21 protein-coding genes and 1 pseudogene are annotated in these 26,087 nt (G+C 69.9%); 9 read left to right on the forward strand and 13 right to left on the reverse strand.

Going from position 1 to position 26,087, the window contains the following annotated elements; all coding sequences use genetic code 11:
- Positions 1-83: 83 nt before the first annotated feature.
- From ACIRD7_RS17060 to ACIRD7_RS17090, 7 genes and pseudogenes are all read right to left on the reverse strand, one after another.
- Positions 84-464, reverse strand: a complete 381-nt coding sequence (locus ACIRD7_RS17060) for a hypothetical protein (protein ID WP_403453680.1) — start codon at positions 462-464, stop codon at positions 84-86.
- Positions 465-1,127: a DUF4389 domain-containing protein gene (locus tag ACIRD7_RS17065; RefSeq protein ID WP_403453683.1), complete on the reverse strand. Its 663-nt coding sequence runs from the start codon at positions 1,125-1,127 to the stop codon at positions 465-467.
- Positions 1,128-1,189: 62 nt separating this feature from the next.
- Positions 1,190-1,681: a pyridoxamine 5'-phosphate oxidase family protein gene (locus ACIRD7_RS17070; protein WP_403453685.1), complete on the reverse strand. Its 492-nt coding sequence runs from the start codon at positions 1,679-1,681 to the stop codon at positions 1,190-1,192.
- A 300-nt stretch (positions 1,682-1,981) separates the two neighbouring features.
- Positions 1,982-2,650, reverse strand: coding sequence for a CBS domain-containing protein (locus ACIRD7_RS17075; protein WP_403453687.1), 669 nt, complete (start codon positions 2,648-2,650; stop codon positions 1,982-1,984).
- Between the two features lie 39 nt (positions 2,651-2,689).
- On the reverse strand, positions 2,690-3,076 hold the full coding sequence (locus ACIRD7_RS17080) for a hypothetical protein (RefSeq protein WP_403453688.1): 387 nt from the start codon (positions 3,074-3,076) through the stop codon (positions 2,690-2,692).
- A 59-nt stretch (positions 3,077-3,135) separates the two neighbouring features.
- Positions 3,136-5,820, reverse strand: coding sequence for a pyruvate, phosphate dikinase (gene ppdK, locus ACIRD7_RS17085; protein WP_403453690.1), 2,685 nt, complete (start codon positions 5,818-5,820; stop codon positions 3,136-3,138).
- Positions 5,817-6,058 (reverse strand): annotated as a pseudogene (locus tag ACIRD7_RS17090) (hypothetical protein); the annotation flags it as partial. The gene ppdK and the pseudogene ACIRD7_RS17090, both read right to left, overlap by 4 nt.
- Positions 6,059-6,511: 453 nt before the next feature.
- Between ACIRD7_RS17090 and ACIRD7_RS17095 the strand changes: the two are divergent.
- The 3 genes from ACIRD7_RS17095 to ACIRD7_RS17105 all read left to right on the forward strand — a co-directional run bounded on the left by ACIRD7_RS17095 (position 6,512) and on the right by ACIRD7_RS17105 (position 10,234).
- Positions 6,512-7,201, forward strand: a complete 690-nt coding sequence (locus tag ACIRD7_RS17095; RefSeq protein ID WP_403453692.1) for a response regulator — start codon at positions 6,512-6,514, stop codon at positions 7,199-7,201.
- Positions 7,202-7,326: 125 nt separating this feature from the next.
- A complete protein-coding gene (gap, locus tag ACIRD7_RS17100) occupies positions 7,327-8,355 on the forward strand; it encodes a type I glyceraldehyde-3-phosphate dehydrogenase (RefSeq protein WP_403453694.1) in 1,029 nt (342 codons plus the stop codon).
- A gap of 163 nt (positions 8,356-8,518) precedes the next feature.
- Positions 8,519-10,234, forward strand: a complete 1,716-nt coding sequence (locus ACIRD7_RS17105) for a GAF domain-containing protein (RefSeq protein WP_403453696.1) — start codon at positions 8,519-8,521, stop codon at positions 10,232-10,234.
- Positions 10,235-10,331: 97 nt separating this feature from the next.
- On the opposite strand, the gene ACIRD7_RS17110 is transcribed toward ACIRD7_RS17105, so the two are convergent.
- Positions 10,332-11,567, reverse strand: coding sequence for a PP2C family protein-serine/threonine phosphatase (locus tag ACIRD7_RS17110; RefSeq protein ID WP_403453697.1), 1,236 nt, complete (start codon positions 11,565-11,567; stop codon positions 10,332-10,334).
- Between the two features lie 493 nt (positions 11,568-12,060).
- Between ACIRD7_RS17110 and ACIRD7_RS17115 the strand changes: the two genes are divergently transcribed.
- Positions 12,061-13,005, forward strand: coding sequence for a diacylglycerol/lipid kinase family protein (locus tag ACIRD7_RS17115; protein ID WP_403453699.1), 945 nt, complete (start codon positions 12,061-12,063; stop codon positions 13,003-13,005).
- 264 nt (positions 13,006-13,269) lie between these two features.
- Here ACIRD7_RS17115 and ACIRD7_RS17120 read toward each other — a convergent pair whose 3' ends face one another.
- Both ACIRD7_RS17120 and ACIRD7_RS17125 read right to left on the reverse strand, forming a co-directional pair.
- Positions 13,270-13,947 (reverse strand): HdeD family acid-resistance protein, encoded by a 678-nt coding sequence (locus tag ACIRD7_RS17120; RefSeq protein WP_403453701.1) that lies wholly within the window; start codon positions 13,945-13,947, stop codon positions 13,270-13,272.
- A gap of 563 nt (positions 13,948-14,510) precedes the next feature.
- Positions 14,511-14,843: a zinc-binding dehydrogenase gene (locus tag ACIRD7_RS17125; protein ID WP_403453703.1), complete on the reverse strand. Its 333-nt coding sequence runs from the start codon at positions 14,841-14,843 to the stop codon at positions 14,511-14,513.
- A 183-nt stretch (positions 14,844-15,026) separates the two neighbouring features.
- Here ACIRD7_RS17125 and ACIRD7_RS17130 point away from each other — a divergent pair, with 183 nt between their 5' ends.
- The 4 genes from ACIRD7_RS17130 to ACIRD7_RS17145 all read left to right on the forward strand — a co-directional run bounded on the left by ACIRD7_RS17130 (position 15,027) and on the right by ACIRD7_RS17145 (position 19,745).
- Positions 15,027-16,121, forward strand: a complete 1,095-nt coding sequence (locus tag ACIRD7_RS17130) for an ABC transporter substrate-binding protein (protein WP_403453704.1) — start codon at positions 15,027-15,029, stop codon at positions 16,119-16,121.
- A 78-nt stretch (positions 16,122-16,199) separates the two neighbouring features.
- Entirely contained in the window at positions 16,200-17,759 is a 1,560-nt protein-coding gene (locus tag ACIRD7_RS17135) for a sugar ABC transporter ATP-binding protein (RefSeq protein WP_403453706.1), read from the forward strand.
- On the forward strand, positions 17,752-18,714 hold the full coding sequence (locus ACIRD7_RS17140; protein WP_403453707.1) for an ABC transporter permease: 963 nt from the start codon (positions 17,752-17,754) through the stop codon (positions 18,712-18,714). The genes ACIRD7_RS17135 and ACIRD7_RS17140 overlap by 8 nt, the downstream gene beginning before the upstream one ends.
- Entirely contained in the window at positions 18,711-19,745 is a 1,035-nt protein-coding gene (locus ACIRD7_RS17145) for an ABC transporter permease (RefSeq protein WP_403453709.1), read from the forward strand. Before ACIRD7_RS17140 ends, ACIRD7_RS17145 begins: the two co-directional genes overlap by 4 nt.
- A gap of 181 nt (positions 19,746-19,926) precedes the next feature.
- Here the strand turns inward: ACIRD7_RS17145 and ACIRD7_RS17150 are convergent, their stop codons facing one another.
- Positions 19,927-23,202 (reverse strand): LamG-like jellyroll fold domain-containing protein, encoded by a 3,276-nt coding sequence (locus ACIRD7_RS17150; RefSeq protein WP_403453712.1) that lies wholly within the window; start codon positions 23,200-23,202, stop codon positions 19,927-19,929.
- Between the two features lie 309 nt (positions 23,203-23,511).
- Here ACIRD7_RS17150 and ACIRD7_RS17155 point away from each other — a divergent pair, with 309 nt between their 5' ends.
- On the forward strand, positions 23,512-24,588 hold the full coding sequence (locus tag ACIRD7_RS17155; RefSeq protein WP_403453714.1) for a glycoside hydrolase family 43 protein: 1,077 nt from the start codon (positions 23,512-23,514) through the stop codon (positions 24,586-24,588).
- Positions 24,589-24,606: 18 nt separating this feature from the next.
- Here the strand turns inward: ACIRD7_RS17155 and ACIRD7_RS17160 are convergent, their stop codons facing one another.
- A complete protein-coding gene (locus ACIRD7_RS17160) occupies positions 24,607-25,680 on the reverse strand; it encodes an NAD(+)/NADH kinase (RefSeq protein ID WP_403453717.1) in 1,074 nt (357 codons plus the stop codon).
- A gap of 34 nt (positions 25,681-25,714) precedes the next feature.
- Positions 25,715-25,999: a hypothetical protein gene (locus ACIRD7_RS17165; protein ID WP_403453719.1), complete on the reverse strand. Its 285-nt coding sequence runs from the start codon at positions 25,997-25,999 to the stop codon at positions 25,715-25,717.
- Positions 26,000-26,087: the final 88 nt, after the last annotated feature.

Raw genomic sequence — 26,087 nt, forward strand, 5'->3', positions numbered from 1 at the left:
GACCGAGCGGGCCACGCTCTCCCGCACCACGCGGCGGGGCCTGTGGCGGCCGTCCCGCACGACTGAACTTCCACCCGTGGCTCTCAGTAGAGGGACGCAGGCCATGACATGGCCACGGCGACGATGACACCCACGTCCAGCAGCATCCCGACCGTGAGCCACGGGTCGAACCAGACGGCCTTGAGGGCGAGCCCGCTCGCGGCCGCCACGACGGCCGCGGTGGGCCACCAGCCCACCCCCGCCACTGCCCCGGCGCCCGCAACGGCGTACAGCAGCGCGGTGTACCAGGCGAGGGCCAGCGCCGTGGCCCTCGCCGGGGCGGCAGCGACATGGGCCGCGGACAGGACCCACGAGTGTCCGGGGTCGAAGGGGCCCGGCCTGTCGGGCTGCACGGGTGCCGTCCACACACCGGGATGCAGCAGGCCGTGCAGGACGAGAAACGCCGCCACAAGGAACGTGGTCATTTACGGCTCCTCCCCTTCGGCGGGTTCCATGCCTCCCATGTCGAGACGGAACGGCGGGTAGGCGTCCGTCATCAGCGCGGCGTAGGCCACCACTCGCAGACACCAGCGGTCGAGACCGAGGATCAGGGCGAACAGGTCCCTCGGGTACTTCTCCGTGAACGTCATGATCACGGCGGCGATCACCGTCAGGACGCCGATGAGTCCGCCCGTCCACCAGCCGAGGTGGAAGCCGCCCAGGAAGAAGCCGATGACGATGTAGTGGGGGATGGCGAGGAGCCACCACTTCACCAGCACCAGGCCTCGGGACAGGTGCTCGGGGTAGGCGATGTCCAGCCGTGTCGGGTAAGCGGGCTCCTCACCCAGGCTGAACGGCGGATAGCGGTCGGTGCCCAGGGCGCTGTACGAGTAGTACCCGACCCGCCAGCTCCAACGAAGCACACCCAGATTGAAATCGAACAGCGGGCGCGGATAGCGCTCGGTGAACAGGATCGCGAAGAACGCGATCACGCTGACCACGGTGAAGGCGATCCAGAGGAAGAACAGCACGAAGAGGTGCGGGACGACCAGGATCCATTTCACCAGCCACAGCCACCGGGACAGCGGGGCGTCGAGCACCGCGTTCATTCGGACGGGGCGGTCGGGGACTTGCAGCAGGGCCGTCATGGGCTATCAGCTCCTTGGCCTGCGAGGGTTTTCAAGGCAAGTGTGTGCGCCGGCGGCGACTGTCACGAGGGCCGAGCGGGGCCTTCCGGGAGGGCCGTCGGCCCCTCCGTCGCGAGGGTCAGGCGGATGCCCGAGAGCAGGTCCGGGCGGATACGGACCGCATAGTCCATCGTGTGCTGCACCCAGGGGCGCAGCAGCGCCTGATAGCGGGCCAGCTCGTGCGGGTCGGTGACCAGACGGGCGTAGCCGGTGGCCACGACGCTCCAGCCGACATGGGTGTCCGGGTCGATCGCGTCGGCCTCGTAGGCGACGACGACCCCTTCGCTGTCGGCTCGGCGCGTGTGCGCGGTCAGGGACGCTCCCTCACGGGTGCGGATCACGATGTCACCGTCGACCAGGACATGGTTGACCGGCCGGATGGTCGGCAGCGCGTGCCGGGTGAACACGATCCTGCCCATGGACACGCTGCCGAGCAGGCGCATTGCCTCCGCGGGGTCGAGCTCGACGCTGTGGAGTGGGCCGGCCTCGATCGCTCGGCCGTCGGTGGTTGGCATGGTGTGTTCCGTACGGATCGGTCGTTGGTCGTCGGGTGGTGTCGACCGCACAGTGTGTGGGTGCACAGACCTCCATCGAACGGCGGCCGATCGTGTCGTGCCAGGGCCGTTCGGCCCCTCTGGCGTCCTGACCGGCCCAGTCCGTTCCCGCGCTCCGCCCGACTCGGCCTCACCGCCGGTCGGGCGACTCGTAGTCGGCGAGCGCCCTCAGGCCGTGGGTGACCCGGGCCTCCTGTCCGGTCACGGTGAGTAGGTCCCTCCGCCCTCGAATCGGCCTGGCGAGGGATGCTTCTCGGGCTGTCAGGCGTCGTCGATGCGGAAGGTGAGGCTGTTGACCACACCCACGACTCCGTCGATACGCCAGGCCATCCGGATCACGAGCGGAATGTCGCTGCCCCGCTCCAGCCGGCCCTCCAACGCGACGATCCCGTCGGTGACCGTGACGATCACGGTGTGCGGCGGCAGGGACATGGAACGGGTCAGGACCTCGTCGATCACGTCCTGGCGGATCTCGTCGTCCGTGCGCAGGAAGACCCGCAGGAGATCACGGCGGGTGGCGATGCCGATCAGCCGGTCCTCCTCGTCGACGACCGGAAGTCGCTCGATGTGATGCCGCTCCATCACCCGTGCGGCGTCGGCGACGCGCTGTTCCGGATGCACGGTGATCGCCGGCGTCGACATCAGCTGCTCCGCCGTGGTGCCGTGTGCCTCGGCGGCCGTCGCGCGGGCGGTGCGGCGCCTGGAGCCGCCCCTGAACCGCGGCCCTGCACCCGGTTCGGGCGGGGCCGCCCGCCGCCGTACGAGGTCGGTCTCGGAGATCACCCCGAGGACCTTGTCGTCGTGGTCCACCACCGGCAGTCCGCTGATCCGGTGCTTGTCCAGCAGCCGTGCCACGTCCTTGAACGAGGTCTTGCGGCGGGCGTTCACGACCTCTGACGTCATCACCTCGCCGACTGTGCGGGTCTTCACGGCAACTCCTTCTCGCGGGTACGGGCGTGGGGGTGCGGCTCAGGGCCGCCGGGCCGTTGCGCCACCGCGCCACCGCGGTGCGACCGTCCTGTGGGCGGTGCCGTCCCGGACAGCCCGGCCCAACCGCTCGCGCAGCCGGTCCTGCAGCCGGTCGGCCAGTTCCCGGCCGGTGGCCTCGCGCGCGTGGACGATCACCACGGCATGCCCTGCCCGGACCTCGGCCACGGCACTCCAGGGTTGTTCGGCACGGTGTGCCGCCGCTCGGTCGATCCTGACCTCGCCGGTGAGTGCGGGCATTCCCGGGTGATCGACGACCGCCTGGACCCGGTCCCGTGCGTAGGCGAGGATCTCCGCACTCACGTCGCCGCTCCTCGCGCGCACCAGCACGCCGGCGGTGTCGTGAGCGCCGGTGTCCGTGTGAGCCATGTGATGTACCTCTTCACTGAGTCGAGCGGGTCGCCCCGCTGTCTTCGGGGGCCGACCGCTCACCTGGTGTCGCTCGCCTCCGTCCCGTCGAGTGCGGCCCGTCCCGCTTCGAGCCGGGCGACGGGGACGCGGAACGGCGAGCAGGAGACGTAGTCGAGGCCCGCCGTGTGGAAGAAGTGGACCGAGGCGGGGTCGCCGCCGTGCTCGCCGCAGACGCCGATCTTCAGCTCGGGCCGTGCGGCCCGGCCCTCGGCGACGGCGATCTCGACCAGGCGGCCCACACCCGCGCGGTCGATCGTCTCGAAGGGGGAGACCTTGAAGATGCCCTTGTCGAGATAGGCGGTGAAGAACGCGGCCTCCACGTCGTCGCGGGAGAAGCCCCATGTGGTCTGGGTGAGATCGTTGGTGCCGAAGGAGAAGAACTCCGCTTCCCGCGCGATCGAGTCCGCCGTCAGGGCGGCCCGGGGCAGTTCGATCATCGTGCCGACCGGGCAGGTGAGGGGGGTGCCGGAGGACGCTGCGACCTCGGCCAGGACCCGCTCGACCTCCTCGCGTACGAGGTGTAGCTCCTCGACCGTGTCGATCAGCGGCACCATGATCTCGGCCTGGGGTTCGCCGCCTGCCCGCTTGCGCTCCACGACGGCCTCGGCGACGGCCCGTACCTGCATGGCCACCAGGCCCGGCGCGACCAGGCCAAGCCGCACTCCGCGCAGGCCGAGCATCGGGTTCTCCTCGTGCATGCGGTTGACCGCGTCGAGGAGTTCGGCGTCGTGCGCGTCCGGCGGGTTGCCGCGGGCCTCGGCGGTCGCGATGCGTACGGCCAGTTCGGTGCGGTCGGGCAGGAACTCGTGCAGCGGCGGATCCAGGAGGCGGATGGTGACCGGCAGGCCGTCCATCGCCGCCAGGATGCCGACGAAGTCCTGCCGCTGCAGCGGGAGCAGGGCGTCCAGCGCGCGTTGACGCTCGGTGTCCGAGCGGGCCAGGATCATCGCCTCGACCAGTCGGCGGCGGTCGCCGAGGAACATGTGCTCGGTGCGGCACAGGCCGATGCCCTCGGCGCCGAACCGGCGGGCGCGCGCCGCATCCTCGGGTGTGTCGGCGTTGGCCCGCACGCCCAGTCGCCGTACGCCGTCGGCCTGTTCGAGAGCGCGGGCCACCGCGTCGACCAGGCCCTCGGACCGTGCACCGGTCTCGAAGTACCGCATCACCGAGGAGTCGACCCGGGGAGCGGCCCCGAGGTACACGGCGCCTTCGGAGCCGTCGACGGAGATGAGTGTGCCCTCCTCCACCGTGGTGCCGTTCGTGGTGAAGCGGCGCGTCCGGGTGTCGACGGAGAGCGCCTCCGCTCCGCAGACACACACCTTGCCCATCCCGCGGGCGACCACGGCCGCGTGGCTGGTCTTGCCGCCGCGGCTGGTCAGCACGGCCTGGGCGGCGACCATGCCGGGGAGGTCGTCCGGCGTGGTCTCCTGCCGGACGAGGATCACCTTCTCGCGGGCCGTGGCACGGCGCACCGCCTCGGCCGAGTCGAAGACCGCGGCCCCTACGGCGGCGCCGGGTGAGGCCGGAAGGCCGTGCGCGAGTGCCGGGCCGACCGCGTCGGTGTCGAAGCGTGGGAACATCAGCCGTGCGAGCCCGTCCCCGCTCACCCGGGCGAGCCCCTCGTCGGGGGTGATGAGTTTCTCGTCCGCCAGTGCGGCGGCGATGGTGAACGCGGCCTCGGCGGTGCGCTTGCCGACGCGGGTCTGCAGCATCCACAGCGTGCCGCGTTCGACGGTGAACTCGATGTCGCACAGGTCGCGATAGTGGCTCTCCAACAGGCCCATGTGGTCGCGCAGTTGGACGTACGCCTCGGGGTTCGCGTGGTGGAGTTCGTCCAGCCCGACGGTGTTGCGGATACCGGCGACCACGTCCTCGCCCTGTGCGTTGGGCAGGTAGTCGCCGTACAGGCCCCGGCGGCCGGTGGCCGGGTCGCGGGTGAATGCGACGCCGCTGCCGGAGTCCGGGCCGAGGTTGCCGAACACCATCCTCTGCACGTTGACCGCCGTGCCGAGGTCGTCGCGGATGCCCTCGCGGCGCCGGTAGAGCCGGGCGCGTTCAGCGTTCCAGGACTCGAAGACGGCCAGGATCGCCCGTCGCAGCTGTTCGGCCGGGCTCTGCGGGAAGTAGTCGCCGGTCTCCTGGTGGATGAGGTCCTTGTACGCCTCGACGAGAGCGGCCAGGTCGTTCGCGTCCAGTTGCAGGTCGTCGGCCGCCCCCCGCGCCTGCCTCAGCCGGGCCATGACGCTCTCGAAGCGTTCGCTGTCCACGCCCATCACGGTGCTGCCGAACATCTGTATGAGGCGGCGGTAGGAGTCCCAGGCGAAGCGCTCGTTCCCGGAGGCCTTGGCGAGGCCCAGGACGGACTCGTCTGTCAGGCCGATGTCGAGAATCGTCTCCATCATGCCCGGCATGGAGAAGCGGGCCCCGGACCGGACGGAGACAAGCAGCGGGTCGTCCGGCTGCCCGAGTCGCCGCCCGGCGGCCCGCTCCAGGGCCCTCAGATGCGCGGAGATCTCGTGGGCCAGCCCCTCGGGCGCGGTGCCGGTGGCCAGGAAGGCCCGGCATGCCTCGGTGGTGATTGTGAACCCCGGCGGTACGGGCAACCCCAGCCGGGTCATCTCGGCCAGGTTGGCGCCCTTTCCACCGAGCAGGTGGGCCATCTCCTTGGCACCCTCGGTGAAGTCGTACACGTGGTTCGTCATAGCGGTGTGCCCTTCCTTCCGCGTGCCGGGCCGAAGCCGGGTCGCAGCTCGAAGACGATGCGTGCTTTGACCTGGCCGCGGAGGACTTCGTCGATGCACTCGTCGGCGGAGTCGAGCGGCCGGCGGCGTGCAGCTCGAAGCCCTCGGCGAGGTCCTGGCGGGTGCCGACGATCGAGCCGATCACGGAGGTGCCGTTCAGGACGGCCTCGACACCGACGCGTACCTGGCCGGGGCCGGGCTCGGGATCCGGCCGGTCCTCGATCACCGAGGGCTCGCCGAAGGCTCGGACTACCGCTGCCTTCATGGGTGCTCCCGTGATGTGCCGGAGAAGTCTGTGCGATTGCGGTTACAGGTTCGAACGGGCCTCGCGCGGCCGGCAGGTCCCGTACGTCCTCGACCGGTGGGCCGGTCGGCCCTCCGCCCCCGGGGGAGGGCCGCGATCGCGGCGGCGGCGTTGTGCGTCGGGGTTCTGGACCAGGAAGCCGACGCTCGCGCCGTGGCCGCCGGAGCCGAGCACCAGCCTTTCGGCCCGCCGGCCCTCGTCCAGGCCCGGCTCGGTGGAAATCAGGGCCGATCGGCCCTGGTCCATCGGCCCGGCAGGGCGCAGGATCAGAGGCGGATGACGGTCACGTGCCGCTCATTCGGCCCGGTCGGGCGGCAGACTGCGTAGGTTCGAGAACAGGAGCGACACATGGCGGACAGCGCGCTGGCCGGCGACGACCCGATCCGGGTCTTCCTGCTGGACGACCACGAGGTCGTACGGCGCGGGGTCCACGACCTGCTGAACGACGAACCGGACATCACCGTGGTCGGCGAGGCGGCGACCGCCGAGCAGGCGCTGGTCCGCGTCCCGGCGCTGCGCCCGCAGGTCGCGGTCCTGGACGTCCGTCTGCCCGACGGCGACGGCGTCACGGTCTGCCGGGAACTGCGCTCGAGCCTTCCGGAACTGGCCTGCCTGATGCTGACGTCCTTCGACGACGAAGAGGCCCTGCTGGACTCGATCATGGCGGGTGCCTCCGGGTACGTCTTGAAGCAGATCCAGGGCTCGGACCTGGTTTCGGCCGTCCGCACGGTCGCCGCGGGCCAGTCCCTGCTCGATCCCAGTGCCACCACCAAGCTGATGGCCCGACTGCGTGCGGGCGAGCAGCCGGAGCCGGAGCCGGAGGCGCTGCCCGGCCTTACGGACCGGGAACGGGAGATCCTGGCACTGGTCGGCGAGGGCCTGACCAACCGCCAGATCGGCCAGCGCCTCTTCCTCGCCGAGAAGACGGTGAAGAACCACATCTCCCGTCTGCTCGCCAAGCTCGGCGTCGAGCGCCGCATCCAGGCCGCCGTCATCGCCACCCAGGCTCAGGACCGGCTCCAGCAGGAAGGGCGCTGACAGCCGCCCGGGAGGCCGGGGGCCGAACGTCCCCGGGCTCAGCCCCGTACGGCCCATGTCCCTGCCCGAGTCGCTGCCACAGGCTGGCAGCGCACACCCCAGGAACCGGCCGGGAGGCGACGGACATGACCGTGCGCGTGGGCATCAACGGCTTCGGCCGCATCGGACGCAACTACCTGCGTTGCGTGCTGGAACGAGCGCAGGAGGGCATCGGAACAGCGGTCGAGGTGGTCGCCGTCAACGACGTCACCTCCCCGGCCGCGCTGGCGCATCTCCTGTCGTACGACTCGACTTACGGCCGACTCGGCCGCACGGTCGAGCACGACGACGTCTCGATCACCGTCGACGGAAAGCGTGTCGGCGTCACCGCCGAGCGCGAGCCCGCCGCCTTGCGATGGGGCGACCTCGGCGTCGACATCGTCATCGAGTCCACCGGCCGCTTCCGTACCCGCGAGCAGGCCGGCCTGCACCTGAAGGCCGGGGCGCGCAAGGTGCTGCTGTCGGTGCCGGGCAAGGGCGTCGACGCCACAGTCGTGATGGGCGTCAACGAGAGCACGTACGACCCGGAGCGGGACCACGTGGTTTCCAACGCGTCCTGCACGACAAACTGCGTGGCGCCGATGGTGAAGGTCCTGCACGACAGCTTCGGCCTCGTCAAGGGCCTGATGACCACCATCCACGGCTACACCAATGATCAGGTCGTTCTCGACGGCCCCCACAAGGACCTGCGCCGCGGCCGGAGCGCCGCCGTCAACATCATCCCCACCTCCACCGGTGCCGCACGCGCCGTCGGCCTCGTCCTGCCGGAACTGGCCGGCACTCTGGACGGCATCGCCGTACGCGTCCCGGTCGAGGACGGTTCCCTGACCGACTTGAGTGTGGTTCTCCGAAGGCCTGCGACCGCGGACGAGGTCAACGCCGCGTTCGGGGAGGCCGCCGAGGGGCCGCTGAAGGGCGTCCTGCGGGTCTGCGACGCTCCGATCGTCTCCCGCGACGTCGTCGGCGACCCCGCATCCTGCGTCCTGGACGCACCCCTGACGCAGGCTCACGGTGAGCTGGTGAAGGTCTTCGGCTGGTACGACAACGAGTGGGGCTACACCAACCGCCTCCTCGACCTGACCGAGTACGTCGCCGCCCGCCTCCCGCAGATCTGACCCGAGCCGTACACGGGCCGCTCACCCGCCCGAGACCCGGGGTTTCCGGTCGCCCAGCTGATGAAATCGACCGGCTTTCCTCCCGAAATTCCGTCACGATACGGTGACGGGGCGACGGACGACCGGCCGTCGGCCCGGCGCGGGATGCCTGGAGGAATCAGCGGTGGGAAGCTCGGAGAGCGGTCGAGTACGACTGCCGCAGCTGAAGCTGGACGAACTGCTGGAGGAACTGCAGGCCCGCCTGGACGCGGCGCGGGGAATGCAGAATCGGGTCCACAGCCTGCTGGAGGCCGTCCTCTCGGTGGGCCGCGAGCTGGACCTGGAGCAGGCCCTGCGGAGCATCGTCGAGGCGGCGGCGGTCCTGGTGGAGGCCCAGTACGCGGCCCTTGGCGTGATCGGACCGGACGGCAAGCGGCTCTCGGAATTCCTGACGGTGGGCGTGACCGACGAGCAGATCGCGAAGATCGGGCCGTACCCCGAGGGCCACGGCATCCTCGGCGAGCTGATCCGCAACCCCGAGCCTCTCAGGCTGGTGAAGATCTCCGAGCACGCGTCCTCGTACGGTTTCCCCGCGAACCATCCGCCGATGAACACCTTCCTCGGTGTCCCGATCCGCGTCCGCGACCAGGTATTCGGCAACCTGTACCTGACGGAGAAGCGGGGCGGAGCCCAGTTCGACGAAGAGGACGAGTCCGTGCTGTCGACGCTGGCGGTCGCGGCCGGTGTCGCGATCGACAACGCCCGCCTGTACGAGGAGGCCCAGCGCCGTGAGCGCTGGGTGCGGGCGAGCGCGGAGATCACCAGCAGTTTGCTGTCCGGCAGCCCGCGCGGCGAGGTGCTCAGACTGGTCGCCGACAGGGCGAGGCAGATCGCGGGCGCGGTCCTGTCCGTGGTCGGCGTGCCGGTGAAGGACACCGAGACGCTCACCGTGGAGCTGGCCACGGGCCAGGACGCCGAAGGACACCGTGGGCAGGTGTTGCCGGTGGAGGGCAGCCTCATGGGCGAGGCGTTCGCCGCCGGCTCACCCGTGACGAGCGCGGACGTCCTGCGGGACGAGCGCTTCCTGGTCGGCCGGCAGCGTTTCACCGGACTCGGCCCGGCGGTGGCGGTGCCCATCGGCAAGGGCGACGGGGTGCGGGGCGTGGTGCTCCTGGTCCGTGAGGCCGGCGGCACGGTGTACTCGGACAAGGAGACCGAGCCGCTCCAGGCCTTCGCCGCCCAGGCGGCGGTCGCGATGGAACTCGCCGACCGGCGGAACGACGCCGAGCAGATGGCGCTGCTGGAGGACCGCGACCGAATCGCCCGGGACCTGCACGACCTGGCGATCCAGCGGCTCTTCGCCACCGGAATGACCCTGCAGAGCGCGGGGCGTTTCATCGAGCACCCCCAGGCCTCGGAGCGGGTCGTGCGCGCGGTGGAGGACCTCGACGAAACCATCAAGATCATCCGCTCGACGATCTTCGGACTCCGCACACGGGAGGGCAGCGCGGACCAGAATCTGCGGGCCCATGTGGTGCGTGCCGTGGGCGAGGCGGCGCCGGTCCTTGGCTTCGCACCCAGCCTGCGCATGGAAGGGCTGCTGGACACCCAGGTGTCCAAAGAGGTCGCCGACCACGTCGTCGCCGTCCTCTCCGAAGCACTCACGAACGTTGCCCGGCACGCCCATGCCAACCGGGCCGAGGTCCTGCTGGAGACCGACGGCCGCGAGGTGCGGCTGACCGTCCTCGACAACGGCGTGGGCATTCCGGCCGACGGGCGCCGCAGTGGCCTGCGCAACATGGCGGAGCGGGCCCAACACCTCGGCGGCACGCTGGAGTTCACCTCTCCCGGGAGCGGCGGGACGAAGCTGGTCTGGCGTGTGCCCGTGGGGAAGGCGTAAGTCTGCCGCTCACGGCGGGGGTCGGCCCGCCAGAACAAGCTGAGTGCCTGTTCTTAACTCGGCTGGCGTATCTCCGGAGCTGTCGGGAGGCGCCGGGTCAAAGGCGGATGATGACGAGAGCGATGTCGTCGGAGACGCCCTCTGCGACGTTGAGCCGGGTCAGCAGTGCGTCGGCCAGTAGGTCGGGGGGGAGGGTTTGCTCTTGGGTCAGGGCCGTCGTCAGGCGGGCCAGGCCGGTGTCGATGTCCTCGTCGCGGCGCTCGATGAGGCCGTCGGTGTACAGCACGAGGATGTCTCCTGGCGTGTAGGGGAGGCCGGCCTGAGGGCGGGGAACGTGGTGCTCGCGTGTGCCGAGTGGCGGGTCGGTGGCCTGGTCGAGCAGGTCGTGGGTTCCGTCGGTGTGGAGCAGGATCGGCGGTGGGTGCCCGGCGTTGCTGTAGATGATCAGTCTGCTGCGGGTGTCGACGAGTACCTTGACTGCGGTGGCGGCCATGGCACCGTCCACGGAGCGGGCGTAGAGGCCGAGGACTTCCAGGGCCTGGGCGGGGCTGGGGATGGCGCGGATGACGGCGCTCAGGGCGCTGCGGAGCATGCCCATGACGGCCGCGGCGTGCAGGCCGTGGCCGACGACGTCTCCGACCGCCACGGCGTAGCGGTCGGGTGGCAGGTCGACGACGTCGTACCAGTCGCCGCACACGTTCAGTGACGCGGTCGCGGGCAGGTACCGCACGGCGATGTTGGTGTGCCGGTCCAGGTCGGGGACGGAGAGCATGGCTTCCTGCAGGGTGACGGCGACCTGCTGTTCGCGGGCGTGGGCTTGGCGCAGTTCCTGGTTCAGCCGGTGCAGCTCGCGGGCGCGCGCGTACAGCTCGGCTGTCATGCTTTCCGTTCTCTCGGTCGACTCCCTGCGGAGCTGATGTGCCCGGGGTGAGTGGACGAACGCCGTGACGTCCGTTACCTGTTGGATGATCCACTTCACCGTGCCGTCAGGTCCGCGAAGGGGGGTGTGGATGACGGACCACCATCGCTCCTCGAACCCGTCCTGCTGATCGGGGGCGGGCACGTCGTACCGCTGGAGCACCGCGGTTTCCGGCTTCCCGGTGTCCAGAAGCCGGTGCAGGGAGGCTTTCAGACTTCGTTCCGCGTCGTCGCGGATGCTGGGATTCTCCGGCAGGGCGTCGAAGAAGTACTTCCCGATCAACTCGTCCTTGGTCCGGCCCGCAGTCCGCAGGCATGCCGGGTTCGCGTAGCGGATCACCAGGTCCGCATCCAGTACCAGGTACGGGCTTGGTGTGGCGTCGAAGAACGCCGTGAAATCGATGTCCGCTGTCATCACGCGCTCTCCGTGGCCGCGAGCGCGACTGCCTGGACTTCCAATCTACGGGCGATCCAGCGCTCGGGCTCGTTCGTGCGCGTTCATTCATCCGGCACCGCGACCTCCGACCGGGTCCCAGATGTTACTGCTCCGCAGCTGGGGCTTTGCCCGCCGACCACTCCCCGGCTCGTTCACGCGGCCGAGGGTGAGCCAGACGAAGGGGCCTGCCCCCCTGAGCGTGGACACCTTGGACACCGGACCTTGAGGGTGTCCACCTCCCGCCAGGCAACACGGGGCTGGGCGGAGTGACGATGGAGGGGAACCGATCCACCCCTCTACCTGGAGGGTGAGGCGGCATGACATCCACCTCCGCAACCCCAGCAGGCACCGGCACCACGCCCCCGCACGACAACGCACCTCAGGACCCTTGCCCGGCGGAAGCCTGGCGACCTTGGCGAACTTGGGCCGGCAATTCGAAGTCACCGCATGAACACCGAGAGTGGATGCGCTGATGGCCGGCGCTCGGACTCGCGCCCGGGTGGTGATCGTGATGAATCCACGCTCGGGCGGCGGCAAGACGGCTCGTTACGGCCTGGTGCAGCGGGCCGAGGACATAGGAGCCGAGGTCTGGACGACGACCAGTGCGGAAGGGGACGCGGCGTCGCTCGCGAGGAAAGCCGTGGTGGAGGGGGCGCAGGTGCTGGGGGTCGCGGGCGGTGACGGCACCGTGTCGGCAGTCGCCGCGGTGGCCGCCGACACGGGCCGGTCGCTGGTCGTGGTCCCGGCGGGCACCCGCAACCACTTCGCCCGGGACCTGGGCCTCGATCTGCGCGATCCAGGGCAGGCGCTGGAAGCCCTGGTCGACGGTGAGCCCGCGCAGGTGGACCTGGGCGTGCTCGGCTCGCGTGTCTTCATCAACAACGTCTCCTTCGGCGTGTACGCCGACGCCCTGTTGGAACCCGGGTACCGGGAGGACAAGCCTCGCGCGTTCGCCGCAGTGGCACCCGACTACGCCAAGGGCAAGCAGTGGGTCGAGGCCCGGGTGGACACACCACGGGGGACCGTCGAGTTCCCGCAGGTGGTGCTGATCTCCAATAACCCCTACCACCTGGCAACACCGCGTTGGCTGGGGCGTCGGTTCTCCCTCACCACGGGACAGCTGGGCGTCATCGTTCTCAAGCGCCGTGCGCAGGCTCCCCCGGATCTCCTGCGGCATCTGCGCGGCGAACTGCGACAGCACAAGCGCGGTGCCGGGTCGGCGGGGGATGGGGCCGTCATCTGGTCCGCTCCCGGCATCACTCTGCACGGCGAGGTGCCGCACCTTGACGCGGGCGTCGACGGCGAAGCGGTGCGGCTTCCTCTGCCCGTCGTGTGCGGTATCCGGCCGGGTGCCCTCCGTTTGCTGCTGCCGAAGGACCGCCCGGGGATGCCACCGGAGCGCGCGATGCCCCGCTGAGGGGAAGTCCTTGAGTGCCAGACTCCCGTATCCCTTTCCCCACCGGAGCCGGCCAAGCGTGACGTCCGCGCTGCGCTCCGCTCGCCCCATCCGCCTTCGCGGATCATCCTGCTGGACATCCCGCTTCATGAATGCGCCGGGCTGAGGGGGCCCTGCGCGGTGCAGGCGCTGACCGAGGTGTTCGCCCGGTAGCAGGGAGTGCCGCTTCGCTGCGCGTTCGTGGCTGCCCGGTCCGGTCCGGTCCCGGTGATCAGTGTTGGGTGATCAGTGTTGGGGGTGCGGGCGGTGGAACAGAGGCCGCCGCTCGGCGGCAGTGCCGCCCGGAGCGAGGCGACCGACTTCGACGCGCATCCTGATGGCCTGGAACACCTCGACCACCCCCAGGACCACGGCCATGACACCCACCGCCAGGGTGAGTGCGGCGATCGAGGAGAACGGCGAGACGATCAACACGATGCCCGCCAGAGTGCTGATGATCCCGTAGAACAGCTGCCAGCCGCGTGCCGGCATGTCCTCTGCGGAAGCCGCCGCAGCCGTCACCATGATGCCGCGCAGCAGCCAGCTGAAGCCGATCCACAGGGCGAGCAGAAAGATCGACTGCACAGTGCCCCTGAAGCAGATCAGCCCCAGCAGGACGGAGAGCGCACCGGTGAGGAAGTGCAGCACCCGAAGATGCCGGGGGACATGCGTGCCGAAGGCGGCGGCCAGCTGGAACACGCCGGTAGCCAGCAGGTAGATGCCGAAGAGTACGCCGACGACCCGCAGCGTCTCCTCAGGCCAGGCGAAAATCACGACGCCCAGGGCGATCGTGGCCAGGCCCGTGGTGAGCAGGATCTGCCAGCCCATGTTCGCCAAGGCGCCCAGCCCTTCGGTCAAGGGGGCGTCGTGTGGCTCGGTGCCGCGCGGAGGGCCGGTGCCCGATGAATCGGAGGGATAAGTCATGCCGCTGCCTCCTCCTGGAACAGCACGGTCGGGCCGTACACCTCCATCGTCACCCAACCGGGCCTGTTGCACCTGGCGGAGGTCTTCGCAAGCCCAGTCAGGACCGGCCGCGGCGGCGCAGCAGTCCACGCAGCCGCGCCCGCGGCCACGGACCGTTTCCGCGTGGGTAAGCGCCTGTTCCTGATGCGGCCATGGCATGGTGGCGGCGGGTGACATGTTGCCGAACGGCAGGTTGACAGGCGGCGGCGTGGCCGGTCGGCCCCGCGACCTGTTCCACAAACGTTCGGCGCCGGCACCGGCTCATCCGCTGACGAACCGACGCGCCCGTCGGCGGACGGTCAACTCCCGTCCGCCGACGGTCCACTCGGGTATCTGGCGCCGGTATCGACTGTGGATCCGTGTGGCAGGGGGCTTGCACGCTTGGCGGTCCGCACCCTGCCGCGTCCGCCACGACCTGGCCGTCGACGGTCGCGATCCGTCTAACCTTGAGATTCCTGCTCGGGTCACAATCAGCTGTGCCGCGGGCAGCGCGGCCGTCGACGCGGCTGGGTGAGGATGCGTTCTCATTCCATGGTGAGGACGATGCGGCCGCGGAGTCCGCTGGCTGCCAGGCGCGCGTGTGCCTTGGCGGCCTCCTCCAGCGGATAGGTCTCGGCCACGCTCAGTGCCAGCTCTCCGGAGGCGGCCATGTCGGACAGGGTGGTCAGCATGGCGCCGTCCGCGCAGACCTGCGTCAGCCGTATTCGGATGGCCCGCCGCGGCCCGCGATGAAATCCCGGCCGGCACCACCGTGTGCCCGGTCGGCTGAGGTCCTGAAGCGCAACGGCACCTCGCGATCGCCCCGTTGGGACGGCCACAGGGCGGCCACGGAACGGCCATCGGGCAAGCGCTTCCATCACGCCCCCGCCTTCCCGCCACCCACAGAGGTGCGCGCACAGGGGGTTTACAGCTCCCTTCCAACGATGTAAAAACCTCCTTGCGGCGGGCCCGACAACGTTGCCCGCCCAGGGAGACGCACCGTTTTCCGCTCCTGCGTCGGCTCCCAACTCCCTTTCAGCGTCGCCCGGATCGGGGTCACCATGCAGCGCACCACTCACCGCCCTCGTCTCCTAGCCCGCCCCGGGGTCGTGGCTCTGACCGCCGCGGTGGCATTGACCGCTGGCGCCTGCGCGAAGTCGGAGGACGACGCTTCGAAGGACGCCCGGTCCCCGGCGGCCGCGGGCGCCGAACAGAAGGTCGTCACGCCGAAGCCGGGCAGCAAGACCTGCGCCATCGACGCCTACGGCGCCGAGAAGCTGGACCTGAAGAACGCGACCGTGGGCTTCTCCCAGTCGGAGAAGGAGGCCAACCCCTTCCGCATCGCCGAGACCCAGTCCATCAAGGACGAGGCGAAGAAGCGGGGCGTCAAGTTGCTGACGGCCAACGCCCAGTCGCAGTTCTCCAAGCAGATCAGCGACGTCCAGGACCTGCTCGCCAAGGGCGCCGACCTGCTGGTGATCGCCCCGCTCAACTCCGACGGCTGGGACCCGGTGCTCCAGGCCGCAGCCGCCAAGAAGGTCCCGATCGTCACGATCGACCGGAAGATCAACGCCACCGCCTGCAAGGACTACGTCTCCTTCATCGCCTCCGACTTCGTCGAGCAGGGCAAGCGCGCCGCCGACCAGATGATCGAGGCGACCGGCGGCAAGGGCGAGGTCGCCATCCTCCTCGGCTCGGCCGGCAACAACGTCACCACCGAACGCACCAAGGGCTTCAAGGAGCGGATCGCCGAGAAGGCGCCGGAGTTGAAGGTCGTGTTCGAGCAGACCGGTGACTTCGCCCGCGAGAAGGGCCAGCAGGTCACCGAGCAGCTCATCCAGTCGAAGCCCGGAATCAAGGGCATCTACGCGGAGAACGACGAGATGGGCCTCGGTGCGGTGGCCGCGCTCAAGGGCGCCGGCAAGAAGGCGGGCGACGTCAAGATCGTGACGGTCGACGGCACCCGCAACGCCGTCCAGGGCATCGTCGACGGCTGGATCAGCGGCGTCATCGAGTCCAACCCCCGGTTCGGCCCGCTGGCCTTCCAGACCCTGGACACCTTCACCAAGGGCGAGGAAGTCCCGCAGGACATCATCATCCAGGACAGCGCCTACGACGCGGACAACGCGAAGTCGGAGATCGGCAAGGCGTACTGAGCCACCGGGGGCACGGGCGACCGTGCCCCCCACGCATTCCCGTCACCACGTTCCGCACCCCACTTCCTGGAGGCACAGGTGGCACCCCCCGCCGAAGTCCTCACCGTCCGCGGACTGAGCAAGACCTTCCCAGGCGTCCGGGCCCTGGACGACGTGGACCTCAGCCTGCACGCCGGCGAGGTCCACGCCCTCATCGGCGAGAACGGCGCCGGCAAGTCGACCCTCATCAAACTCCTCACCGGCGTGTACCGCCCCGACGCCGGCGAAATCACCTTCCAGGGCGAGAAGGTCTCCTTCGCCACACCCCTGGAGGCACAGAAGGCGGGCATCTCGACCATCTACCAAGAGGTCAACCTGATCCCGCTGCTCAGCGTGGCCCGCAACCTCTTCCTCGGCCGTGAACCGCGCAACCGCTTCGGCGTCCTGGACATCGCCCGCATGAACCGCGAGGCCGAGGAGACCCTGCGCGGCTACGGCGTCCGCGTCGACGTCCGCCGGCCACTGCGCACCCTCGGCGTCGGCGCCCAGCAAATGGTGGCCCTGGCCCGCGCCGTGGCCACCGACGCCCGCATCGTCATCATGGACGAACCGACCTCCTCCCTCGAACCGCGCGAGGTCGAGACCCTGTTCTCGGTGATCCGGCGCTTGCGGGACGCGGGCATCGCCGTCGTCTACGTCAGCCACCGCCTCGACGAGCTCTACGCCGTGTGCAGCACGGTCACCGTGCTCCGCGACGGCCGCCGTGTCCACCACGGCCGCCTGGCCGACCTCGACCGCCTCGCCCTGGTGTCCACGATGCTCGGCCGCGACCTCGGCGAGGTCCGCGAGGAAGGACTCACCAAGTTCACCGGCGACCACGAGGCGACCGACACCCAACCCGTGCTGGACGCCCGGGAACTGACGGTGCCCCACAAACTGCACCAGGTGTCCCTGACCATCCGCCCGGGCGAGGTCGTCGGCCTGGGCGGACTGCTCGGCTCCGGACGCACCGAGACGGCGAAGGCCATCTCCGGCGCCCTGCCCGTCCGTTCGGGCCGCGTCACCGTGGCCGGCGTCCCGCTGCGCGGCGGCTCGGCTCCGGCCGCCATCCGGGCCGGTGTCAGCCTGCTGCCGGAGGACCGCAAGAGCGAGGGCATCGTCCCCGGCCTGTCGGTCCGGGAGAACATCGCGCTCGCCGTCCTGCCCCGCCTCTCCCGCTTCGGCCTCGTCTCCGAGGCCCGCGTCGACAGCGTCGTCGACACCTTCATCAAGCGGCTGCGCATCAAGGCCTCCTCACCGCACCAGAAGGTCGGCGAACTGTCCGGCGGCAACCAGCAGAAGGTGCTGCTCGCCCGCTGGCTCGCCATGAACCCCAAGGTGCTGCTCCTCGACGAGCCCACCCGCGGCATCGACGTCGGCGCCAAGGCCGAGGTGCAGAAACTCGTCGACGAACTGGCCGCCGACGGCCTGGGCGTCCTGCTCATCTCCTCCGACCTGGAGGAACTGATCGAAGGGTCCGACCGCGTGGTCGTACTGAAGGACGGTGCCGTCGTCGGCGAGCTGACCGGCGACGACGTCACCGAGGACAAGCTGATGCGGACCATCGCCGGGAACGCCCAGGTGGAGCACTTGGCCAAGGAGGTGGCCACCGATGGCTGAGGCCACGCTCCGCACCGCCCCGCTGGACAAGACCCGCGCACTCCAGTGGCTCCAGACCTACGGCGTCTACGCGGGCGTGGCGGCCCTGCTCGTCGTCAACACCGTCATCACCCCGCACTTCCTCTCAGCCGAGAACTTCCGCACCCAGGCCGTCCAGGTCGCCCCCGTCATCATCGTCGCCCTCGGCATGGCCCTGGTCATCGGCACGGAGGGCGTCGACCTGTCGGTCGGTGCCGTCATGGCACTCGCGGCCTCCGTCACCGCGCTCTACCTCGGCTACGGACTCCTGCCCGCACTGCTCGTGGTCGCCCTGTTCGCCGCCGGGGTCGGACTGGCCAACGGCGCGCTGGTCGCACTCGTCGGAGTGCAACCGATCGTGGCCACCCTGGCCCTCATGGTCGGCGGCCGGGGCCTCGCCCTCGTCCTGCTGCCCCAGCTGGAGGACCTGCGCAACCCCTCCCTGGCCTCCCTGGGCTCCGGCGACATCGTAGGCATCCCGTACCTGATCCTGATCGCCGCCGTCCTGGCCCTGCTGGTGGCCTTCGTCGTGCGCCGCACCACCTTCGGACGCCAGCTCCTCGCCATCGGCGACAGCCGCCCGGCGGCGCAACTCGCCGGCCTGCCGGTACGACGCGTCCTGATCATCGTGTACGTCGTCTGCGCGCTGCTCGCCGCAGTCGCGGGTGTGCTGGCGACCGCCCGCCTCCAGGCGAGCGACCCGACCTCGCTCGGCAACCTCATGGAACTCTCGGCGATCACGGCGGTCGTCGTCGGCGGCACCCCGCTGACCGGCGGACGGGTCAACATCGCCGGGACCGTGGCCGGAGCCGTCCTCATCCAGCTGCTCACCGCCACCCTCATCAAGCATGATCTGCCGCCCTCCTGGACCCAGATCGCCCAGGCCGTAGTGATCGTCGCCGCCGTCTACGCGGCACGGGGACGGGGGAAGCGATGACCGTCACGAAAGCGGACGCGCCGGTGACCACCGCGAGTAACGAGCCGACGGGGGAGACCGAACCGGTCGGCTCCGCCCGCTCCGAGCGACTCAGCGCCCTCGTCCAGCAGCACGGCGCACTGGCCGTGCTGGTGATCGTCTCACTGGTGGCGTCGTTCTCCTTCGACACCTTCGCCACCGGCGACAACATCACCAACATGGCGACCAGTTCGGCCTTCCTGGCCGTCGTCGCCCTCGGCATGACCTTCGTGATCATCACCGGCGGCATCGACCTCTCCGTCGGCTCACTCTTCGCCCTCGGCGGCGTCCTGGCGGCCTGGGGATCCCGCCACGGCACCCTGGTGGCCCTGCTGCTGCCGCTCGCGGTCTGCGGACTGATCGGCGTCGTCAACGGCCTGCTGGTCGCCCGCTCCCGACTCGCCCCGTTCATCGTCACGCTCGCCGCCATGCTGGGCGCGCGCGGCCTGCTGCTCGCCCTCACCGACGAGGGCGCGGACACCTTCCTGATCGCCAAGGGCTCTCTCCTCGCCGAACTGGGCCAGGGCACCACCCTGGGCCTCGGCAACCCGGTCTGGATCACCCTGGCCCTGTTCGCCGCGGGAGCCGCCGTACTGCGCCGCACGCGCTTCGGACAGCACGTGTACGCGGTCGGGGGCAACGAGGACGCCGCGGCCCTGATGGGCGCCCCCGTGGCCCGCACCAAGATCCTCGTCTACACCTTGTCGGGGCTCCTCGCCGGCCTGGCCGGCGCGCTCAACGCCGCCTGGCTCGCCTCCGGCGTGACCATCCTCGGCAACGGCATGGAACTGGAGGCCATCTCCGCGGTCGTCATCGGCGGGACGCTGCTGACCGGCGGTCTCGGCTACGTCAGCGGCTCCCTGGTCGGCGTCCTGCTGCTGAAGGTCATCCAGAACGTCATCAACCAGATCGGCTCCCTCGACTCCTCCTACCAGCAGGTCGTCAGCGGCGCCTTCCTCGCCGTCGTCGTCATCGCCCAGACCTGGCTGGGCCGCAGACGGCAACTCATGTGAAAGGCCCGGACCCGCACGCACGCCCACGTCTCCGACCCACTGGCTGAGACGGCGAGCGCGGTGTGCGACCACCGCGCTCGCCGTCTCAGCCAGTGGGTCGGCACGGAGAAGGCATAGCCAAGCGAGTGGGCCCCCGCGGGGGGGGGTCCCCCCCCCCGGGGCCCACTCGTCGCCGCTGCCGCTACGCCTTCTCGTCCGTGTAGAGCGCGCTCACCTCCTCGGCGGTGAGCGCCTTGTCATAGGCGTGGACCTCGTCGACCGCGCCGTTCCAGAAGTCGGTGTCGTTGCCGCCCCACTGGGCACGGCCGACGGCCAGGGAACCGGTGCTCGGGTAGGCCGCACCGCCGGTGGCAGTCGCCGCCGGCTTTCCGTCGACGTACAGCTTGATGGTGTTGTTCGCGCCGTCGCGGACGCCTACCAGGTGGTACCAGCGGCCCTTCTCCAGCGTGGTCACCAGTCGGGCGCGGTTCTCACCGGGCGTGCTGAAGGCGAACGCGCCCTGCCCGTACTGGAGATAGAACGGGCTGGCCTGGCGCCGGGTGTCCTGGCTGACCGCGGTGGCGTAGTTGCCGGGGAGCTCGTCCAGCCGGACCCACGCGGAAACCGAGTAGCTTCCGGTGGTGTCGAGTACGGGTCCGTCGGTCTCGGCGTACTGGCCGTTGCCGTCGAACTTCAGCGCGCTGCCGCTGACTCCGGGCGTCCAGGTGGTGCCCGTGGAGAGCGTCAAGGGCTTGGAGTTCGGGCCGTCGTCCTTGGCCGTGGTCCCGGTGCCCTCGTCGAGGGCCCAGTGTCCGCCGCCCTTCAGCGGCTGCCGCTCGCCCGCCTCGGCACCGGCGGCGATGACCTTGCGGTTGACCTCGCGGACCCGGACCGGGTCGACCTTGATCTCCCGGCGGTCGTACGTGTACAGGCCGTTGAGCTCGTTCTCCAGGTCGGTGATCTGGGTGTACACCGAGCCGGACAGCTCGTTCGCCGCCTGGTCGAGATAGAACTTCTCGGTGTTCTCGACGTACTTGCGGGTCAGCGCCTCCTTGTCGTTGACGCCGCTGTAGATCACCGTCGGGGCTCCCGGCCACATGTGCCCGGGGGTGCGCAGGGTGAAGCCGCCGTGCTCACCGTCCATCGCGGCCCGCTTGTCGTCGGGGAACGGCGGGTCCTCGTTGTTGTAGTCGTGGTGGTCGATGATGTCGCCCTTGCCCGAATCCCCCTTGGAGTTACAGCAGTTGACGCCGCTGTGGGCGTTGACGACCCGGGACGGGTCGGCCTCCTTCACCGCCTCGGCGATCTTGCCGGTCTCCGTGCGGTCCCACTCGCCCCAGCCCTCGTTGAAGACGATCCAGCCGATCACGGACGGCGCGTTGTGGTGCTCGCGCAGCACCTCGCGGCCCTGGTCGACGAAGGCGCGGCGCCCGGTCTCGTTGGTGATGTTGCCGGAGACGAAGTCCTGCCAGACCAGCAGGCCGAGCCGGTCCGCGTGGTAGAACCAGCGCGCGGGCTCCACCTTGATGTGCTTGCGCACGGCGTTGAAGCCGAGCTCCTTGTGCGCCTTCAGGTCGAACGCGAGGGCCTCGTCGCTCGGAGCGGTGTACAGGCCGTCGGGCCAGAAGCCCTGGTCGAGGGTGGCGAGGGAGAAGACCGGCTTGCCGTTGAGCACCAGCTTCTGGAAGCCGCCGACCTTCGCCACACCTATCTCGCGCATGCCGAAGTAGCTGCCGACCTTGTCGGTCGACCGGCCGTCGGTGAGCTTGACGTCGAGTTGGTAGAGGTAGGGGTCGTCCGGGCTCCACAGGTGCTGGTTCGCCACCGGTAGCCGCAGCTGCCTGTTGGCCGGCCCGCTGACCTTGCCGACAACGTTGCCGCGCTTGTCACGCGCGACCGCCTCGACCCGGGCCCCGGCGGACGCCTTGCCCGACTCCACCGTCACCGCGAGGCTGCTCGTGTCGATGTCGGGCGTCGAGACAACGTTATCGATCGCGGCGTTCGCGACCGGTTCCATCCAGACGGTCTGCCAGATGCCCGACGACTGGGTGTAGAAGATGCCGCCAGGGTTGGTGGACTGCTTGCCCATCGGCTGGTCGGCGCCGCCGGTGTCGGTGACCGCGACCACGACCTCCTGCGGCCCGGTGCCCTTCAGCGCGTCGGTGATGTCGGCGCTGAACGCGTCGTAGCCGCCGGTGTGTTCGGCGACCTTCGTGCCGTTGACGAAGACGCGGGCCTGGTAGTCCACGGCGCCGAAGTTCAGCTTCAGCCGGTTGCCCTTGCCGTCCTTGCCGACCTTCCAGTCCTTGGGGACGTTCACCAGTCTGCGGTAGAACATGTGGTCCTCGTGCCGCTCGAGGCCGGAGAGCTGCGACTCCACCGGGTACGGCACGACGATCCTCTCGTCGAGATCCTTGCCGAACACCGGCTGCTCGCCGGCCTTGGCACCGCTGAACTGCCAAGGACCGTTGAGGTTCTTCCACTTGGAGCGGACCTGCTGCGGACGCGGGTACTCCGGCAGCGGGTTCTTCCCGTCGACCTTGTCGCCCCCCTTGGTGGTGAGGCGGTGGGCGGAGGCGTTGTCGGCGTAGCGGATGACCTTCGGCACGGTCTCGCCGCCCGACGTCAGGCCGCCCTGGCCGTCGTAGGTGACCCGCACCTGCTGGTTCTTCTGGATGGGCTCGGCGAGCGTCACGAGCAGGGAGTTGCGGTCCCCGGGAGCGATGGTGACCGACTTCAGGGGCATGGCGGTGGTGTCGGCCTCGACCTTCAAGTGGTCCTTGACCGCCTGGAGTTCATCGACCCTGCCCTCGAACCGGGCCCGCAGGCGGCGTCCGTCCGTGGCCACGGACAGCTCCACCGGGTAGACCTCGAAGCCCTCCGGCGGAGTGAACGCCGACATCGGCACGAGCTGCTTGGCCAGGCCGGGGCCGGACCAGCGCAGGAACATGTTGGCGCCGCCGAAGTCCTGGAACATCTCCAGGCGGAAGTCGTGCTTCTCGCCGGCGTTCAGGCGGATCGCGGCGCTGGTCTGTTCCCGGTCCCAGTCCGGCTCCCAGTGGTCGATGACCGGCTTGCCGTCGATGTAGAGGCGGAAGCCGTTGTCGCCGATGGCGTAGAAGGTGTAGTCGCCGGTGGCGGGTGCCTGGATCTGGCCCGTCCAGCGGGCGGTCGTGTGCTCCGTCCTGCCGTTCAGCTCCTGGAAGGTGCTGGTCAGACCGGAGAAGTTGATCTGCGGGTCGAGCAGCGTGCCACCGAGTTCGGCGAAGTCCCGGGCGCCCGGGGCCGACATGCTGAAGTACTCGCCCTTCAGGCCGTGCACCTCTACGTCGGCTGCTTCGGCGGAGAGTGCCGAGGCGCTGCCGGTCGGCTCCGCTGCCGACGCGGTGGCGGCCAGACCGCTCGGGGGCACAACGAGAGCGGCCGTGGCCAGCAGCGCCCACAGTCTCGCCCGTGGGCGGATGTGTTGTCTTGTCATCGAACCTTCCTCGGACGGAGGCCGCGGACCGGGACCGGTCATCCGGAAAGGCCCGGCCCGCAGGAACGACGGGAGACCGGGACGGGCGCGGTCGGGCGGCTCTTTCAACGTTGGAAATCTTGCGACAGCCGAAATGACAGCACGGCCTCCGACTGGTGTCCAGACCTCGCGCACCACTCTGTCGTCACCCTCACGGGGCTTGTGCGGCAGGCGACTTGCGGCACTCGAGCCTCCACGGCATTGACATGCTCGCGTCTCACAACAATGCTGCCGGAGAGCTGTTCCATCGATGGAAAGCGGGACTTTCAAGTGCCCACGAAGCTTCCTCGCCGCATCGCGGTCGCCGCTGCCGCCCTGCTCGCCGGTCTGCTCGCCGCCGTGCTGTCCCTGACGTCCGCCGATCCGGCCCAGGCGGGGCAGACGAGTCTCCGGGCCGCCGACCCGAGCGTGCTCCGGGTCGGCGGCACCTACGTGTCGGTGCAGTCTGCCGGCGGCGGCATCGTCGTGCGGCAGGCTCCGTCCACGGACGCTCTGGCGACGGCTCCCGCCCGGCAGGTCTGGTCCGACACCCGCGACCTCGGCGAGGTCTGGGCTCCCGAAATCGTGCGGGACGGCGGCCGTTACTACATCTACTTCTCGGCGGGCCGCGGACCGGCTCACCGCATGTACGTCATCAGCTCGACCGGCCCCGACAGCGGATACACCACCGAGACCCAACTGGCTCTGCCGGACGGCAAATGGGCCATCGACGGAACCCTGTTCACCTTCAACGGCCGGCGTTGGTTCGTGTGGTCGGGCTGGGCCGGCGACACCAACGTCGAGCAGAACCTGTACATCGCCCGCATGAGCAGCCCGACCACACCGACCGGCGGACGGTATGTCATCTCTCAGCCCCGGGAGAGCTGGGAGCGCGTGGTCGGCCACCCGTTCATCAACGAGGCACCCGAGGCCGTCAAGGACCCCAAAGGGCAACTGCACATCGTGTACTCCGCCAACGGCAGCTGGAGCGAGCAGTACTGCCTGGCCGACCTGCGACTGCGTGCCGGGGGAGACCCGACGTACGTGTGGGACTGGTACAAGTCCAACGGCTGCCTGTTCGGCTCCAACCGCTCGACGATGATGCCCGGTTGGGACCCGACCCTGTACGTCAACGGCCCCGGCCACCACAGCTTCGTCCTGCTCGACGGCGACATCGGCACGAGCCCGCCGGCCGGGCCGACGTTCCCCCTGATGTTCCACGCGGTGCCGAAGGGGACGCCGTACGCGTGGGAGAACCGGTACTGGTACACCGGCACGTTCTGCTGGTGGGGCAACACCACCTACAGTCGCGCCAACGTCCCCGGCTCGAACACGAACACCGGTTGGAGTCTCAAGTTCTTCGAGTAGCCCACGTCGTCAGCACGCTCATCGCAGCGGTGACGGGCCCTCCGGTGTCGTCAGCAGGGCCAGATGAGCGAGGTCATGAGGTGGCGCTGTGGTCACCGACCACAGGGGAGCGGGCGTTCCGTCGGCGACCGCGGCCGGCGCGTCCGTCAGGTTCATCCGCTCACGCAGCCGGCCGTAGAAATCCATCCGTCCCAGCCGTACGGCCCTCAGCCGGCGCGGCGCTGCGTACACGCCGATCCAGTCGCCCGGCCCGAGGACACCGCGCAGCTGGCCGTCGATGCTCACGGCGGCCTGCCCCGACCGCTCCAGGATGCGCAGCCCGACCGGTTCGTCGGGGGCGGTGACGACCGACCGGTTGAACGTCATGTGCGGCGCGACCGGTGTGAAGACGAGCGCCTCCGCACGCGGCGAGACCACGGGGCCACCGGCGGCGAAGCTGTACGCGGTCGAACCGGTCGGCGTGGCGACCAGCAGCGCGTCGGCGGAGTAGGAGGCCAGGAGTCTGCCGGAGACGTAGACCCCGACCGACACCTGGCGGTCCCTGGCCAGCTTCTCCAGCACCACGTCGTTGAGCGCGGTCACGTCCAGCGGGACACCCCACTCGTCGTCGGTCCGGCAGTCGGAGCGCACCTGCGGGGGAGGCAGCAGCGGGCCGCGGCCGTACTCCATGAGGGCCTCCATGCCCGGCGGCATCTCCAGACGACGCGAGGCACGCAGGGCGAGAAGCATGCGGCTGTCGACGTGGAAGCGGCCCTCGCGCAACGCGTCCAGCGCGGACGGCACCTCGGCGGCCGACACCTCCGTCAGGAATCCCACCCGCCCGAGGTCGACACCGAGGACGAGGGCGTCGTTCTCGGCCGCCAGCCTGGCACCCCGCAGAAAGGTGCCGTCTCCGCCCAGGGTGACGATGAGATCGGGATCGCCCGCGGCCTCTACCTCCTCACGCGCGCTGTGCCGCCCGCCCTCGCTCCACACGTCGATGTCCGTGCACCGCACGGCGTGCTCATCGCACCAGGCCCGGACCACACCGGCCGCGTCCACGGCCTGGGCACGCCCACCGTGGACCACCAGACCCAACCGGTTCACTTCCACGCCCGCCTCCAGAACGCGACCGACTCGGCCCCCCTTACGAATGGGCCACCACCTCGCCGGCCGTGACCTGCGGCGCGTTGGGGAGCAGCGCGGCGAGGCGATCCCGGACGAAGTCCCTCGCCCGGTCGGTCGACTCCTCGGCACCGGCCCGGTCCTGGAAGACGCCCGTCGACACCATCACCCCGTCGCCGGCATCGATCCAGTAGTAGGCAACGAACCCTTCGACCTGGCGCAGGAGCGGCACGAACTCCTCGTTCACCCGACGCCCCGCCTCCAGCGGATCGGTCACTCCTTCGTACCGCCGGACCACTGCATACATGGGCTGATCTCCTCAGGGGTCGTGGGGTCGTGTTCCGCGCAACCGGCGTACCCGCCAGGGCCGTGCGAACAGCCCGGCCCCGACGGAA

This window comes from Streptomyces sp. NPDC093568 (assembly GCF_044764945.1).
In the GTDB taxonomy this organism is placed as follows: Bacteria; Actinomycetota; Actinomycetes; order Streptomycetales; family Streptomycetaceae; genus Streptomyces.

Bases quoted from the DNA above. Each gene is read 5' to 3' on its own strand.
- ACIRD7_RS17125 (WP_403453703.1), bottom strand. From the start codon at position 14,843: ATGGAAGCGCTTGCCCGATGGCCGTTCCGTGGCCGCCCTGTGGCCGTC.
- ppdK (WP_403453690.1), bottom strand. From the start codon at position 5,820: ATGACGAACCACGTGTACGACTTCACCGAGGGTGCCAAGGAGATGGCC.
- ACIRD7_RS17130 (WP_403453704.1), top strand. From the start codon at position 15,027: ATGCAGCGCACCACTCACCGCCCTCGTCTCCTAGCCCGCCCCGGGGTC.
- ACIRD7_RS17140 (WP_403453707.1), top strand. From the start codon at position 17,752: ATGGCTGAGGCCACGCTCCGCACCGCCCCGCTGGACAAGACCCGCGCA.
- ACIRD7_RS17120 (WP_403453701.1), bottom strand. From the start codon at position 13,947: ATGACTTATCCCTCCGATTCATCGGGCACCGGCCCTCCGCGCGGCACC.
- ACIRD7_RS17095 (WP_403453692.1), top strand. From the start codon at position 6,512: ATGGCGGACAGCGCGCTGGCCGGCGACGACCCGATCCGGGTCTTCCTG.
- ACIRD7_RS17080 (WP_403453688.1), bottom strand. From the start codon at position 3,076: ATGGCTCACACGGACACCGGCGCTCACGACACCGCCGGCGTGCTGGTG.
- gap (WP_403453694.1), top strand. From the start codon at position 7,327: ATGACCGTGCGCGTGGGCATCAACGGCTTCGGCCGCATCGGACGCAAC.
- ACIRD7_RS17060 (WP_403453680.1), bottom strand. From the start codon at position 464: ATGACCACGTTCCTTGTGGCGGCGTTTCTCGTCCTGCACGGCCTGCTG.
- ACIRD7_RS17150 (WP_403453712.1), bottom strand. From the start codon at position 23,202: ATGACAAGACAACACATCCGCCCACGGGCGAGACTGTGGGCGCTGCTG.
- ACIRD7_RS17070 (WP_403453685.1), bottom strand. From the start codon at position 1,681: ATGCCAACCACCGACGGCCGAGCGATCGAGGCCGGCCCACTCCACAGC.
- ACIRD7_RS17145 (WP_403453709.1), top strand. From the start codon at position 18,711: ATGACCGTCACGAAAGCGGACGCGCCGGTGACCACCGCGAGTAACGAG.
- ACIRD7_RS17115 (WP_403453699.1), top strand. From the start codon at position 12,061: ATGGCCGGCGCTCGGACTCGCGCCCGGGTGGTGATCGTGATGAATCCA.
- ACIRD7_RS17110 (WP_403453697.1), bottom strand. From the start codon at position 11,567: ATGACAGCGGACATCGATTTCACGGCGTTCTTCGACGCCACACCAAGC.
- ACIRD7_RS17165 (WP_403453719.1), bottom strand. From the start codon at position 25,999: ATGTATGCAGTGGTCCGGCGGTACGAAGGAGTGACCGATCCGCTGGAG.
- ACIRD7_RS17065 (WP_403453683.1), bottom strand. From the start codon at position 1,127: ATGACGGCCCTGCTGCAAGTCCCCGACCGCCCCGTCCGAATGAACGCG.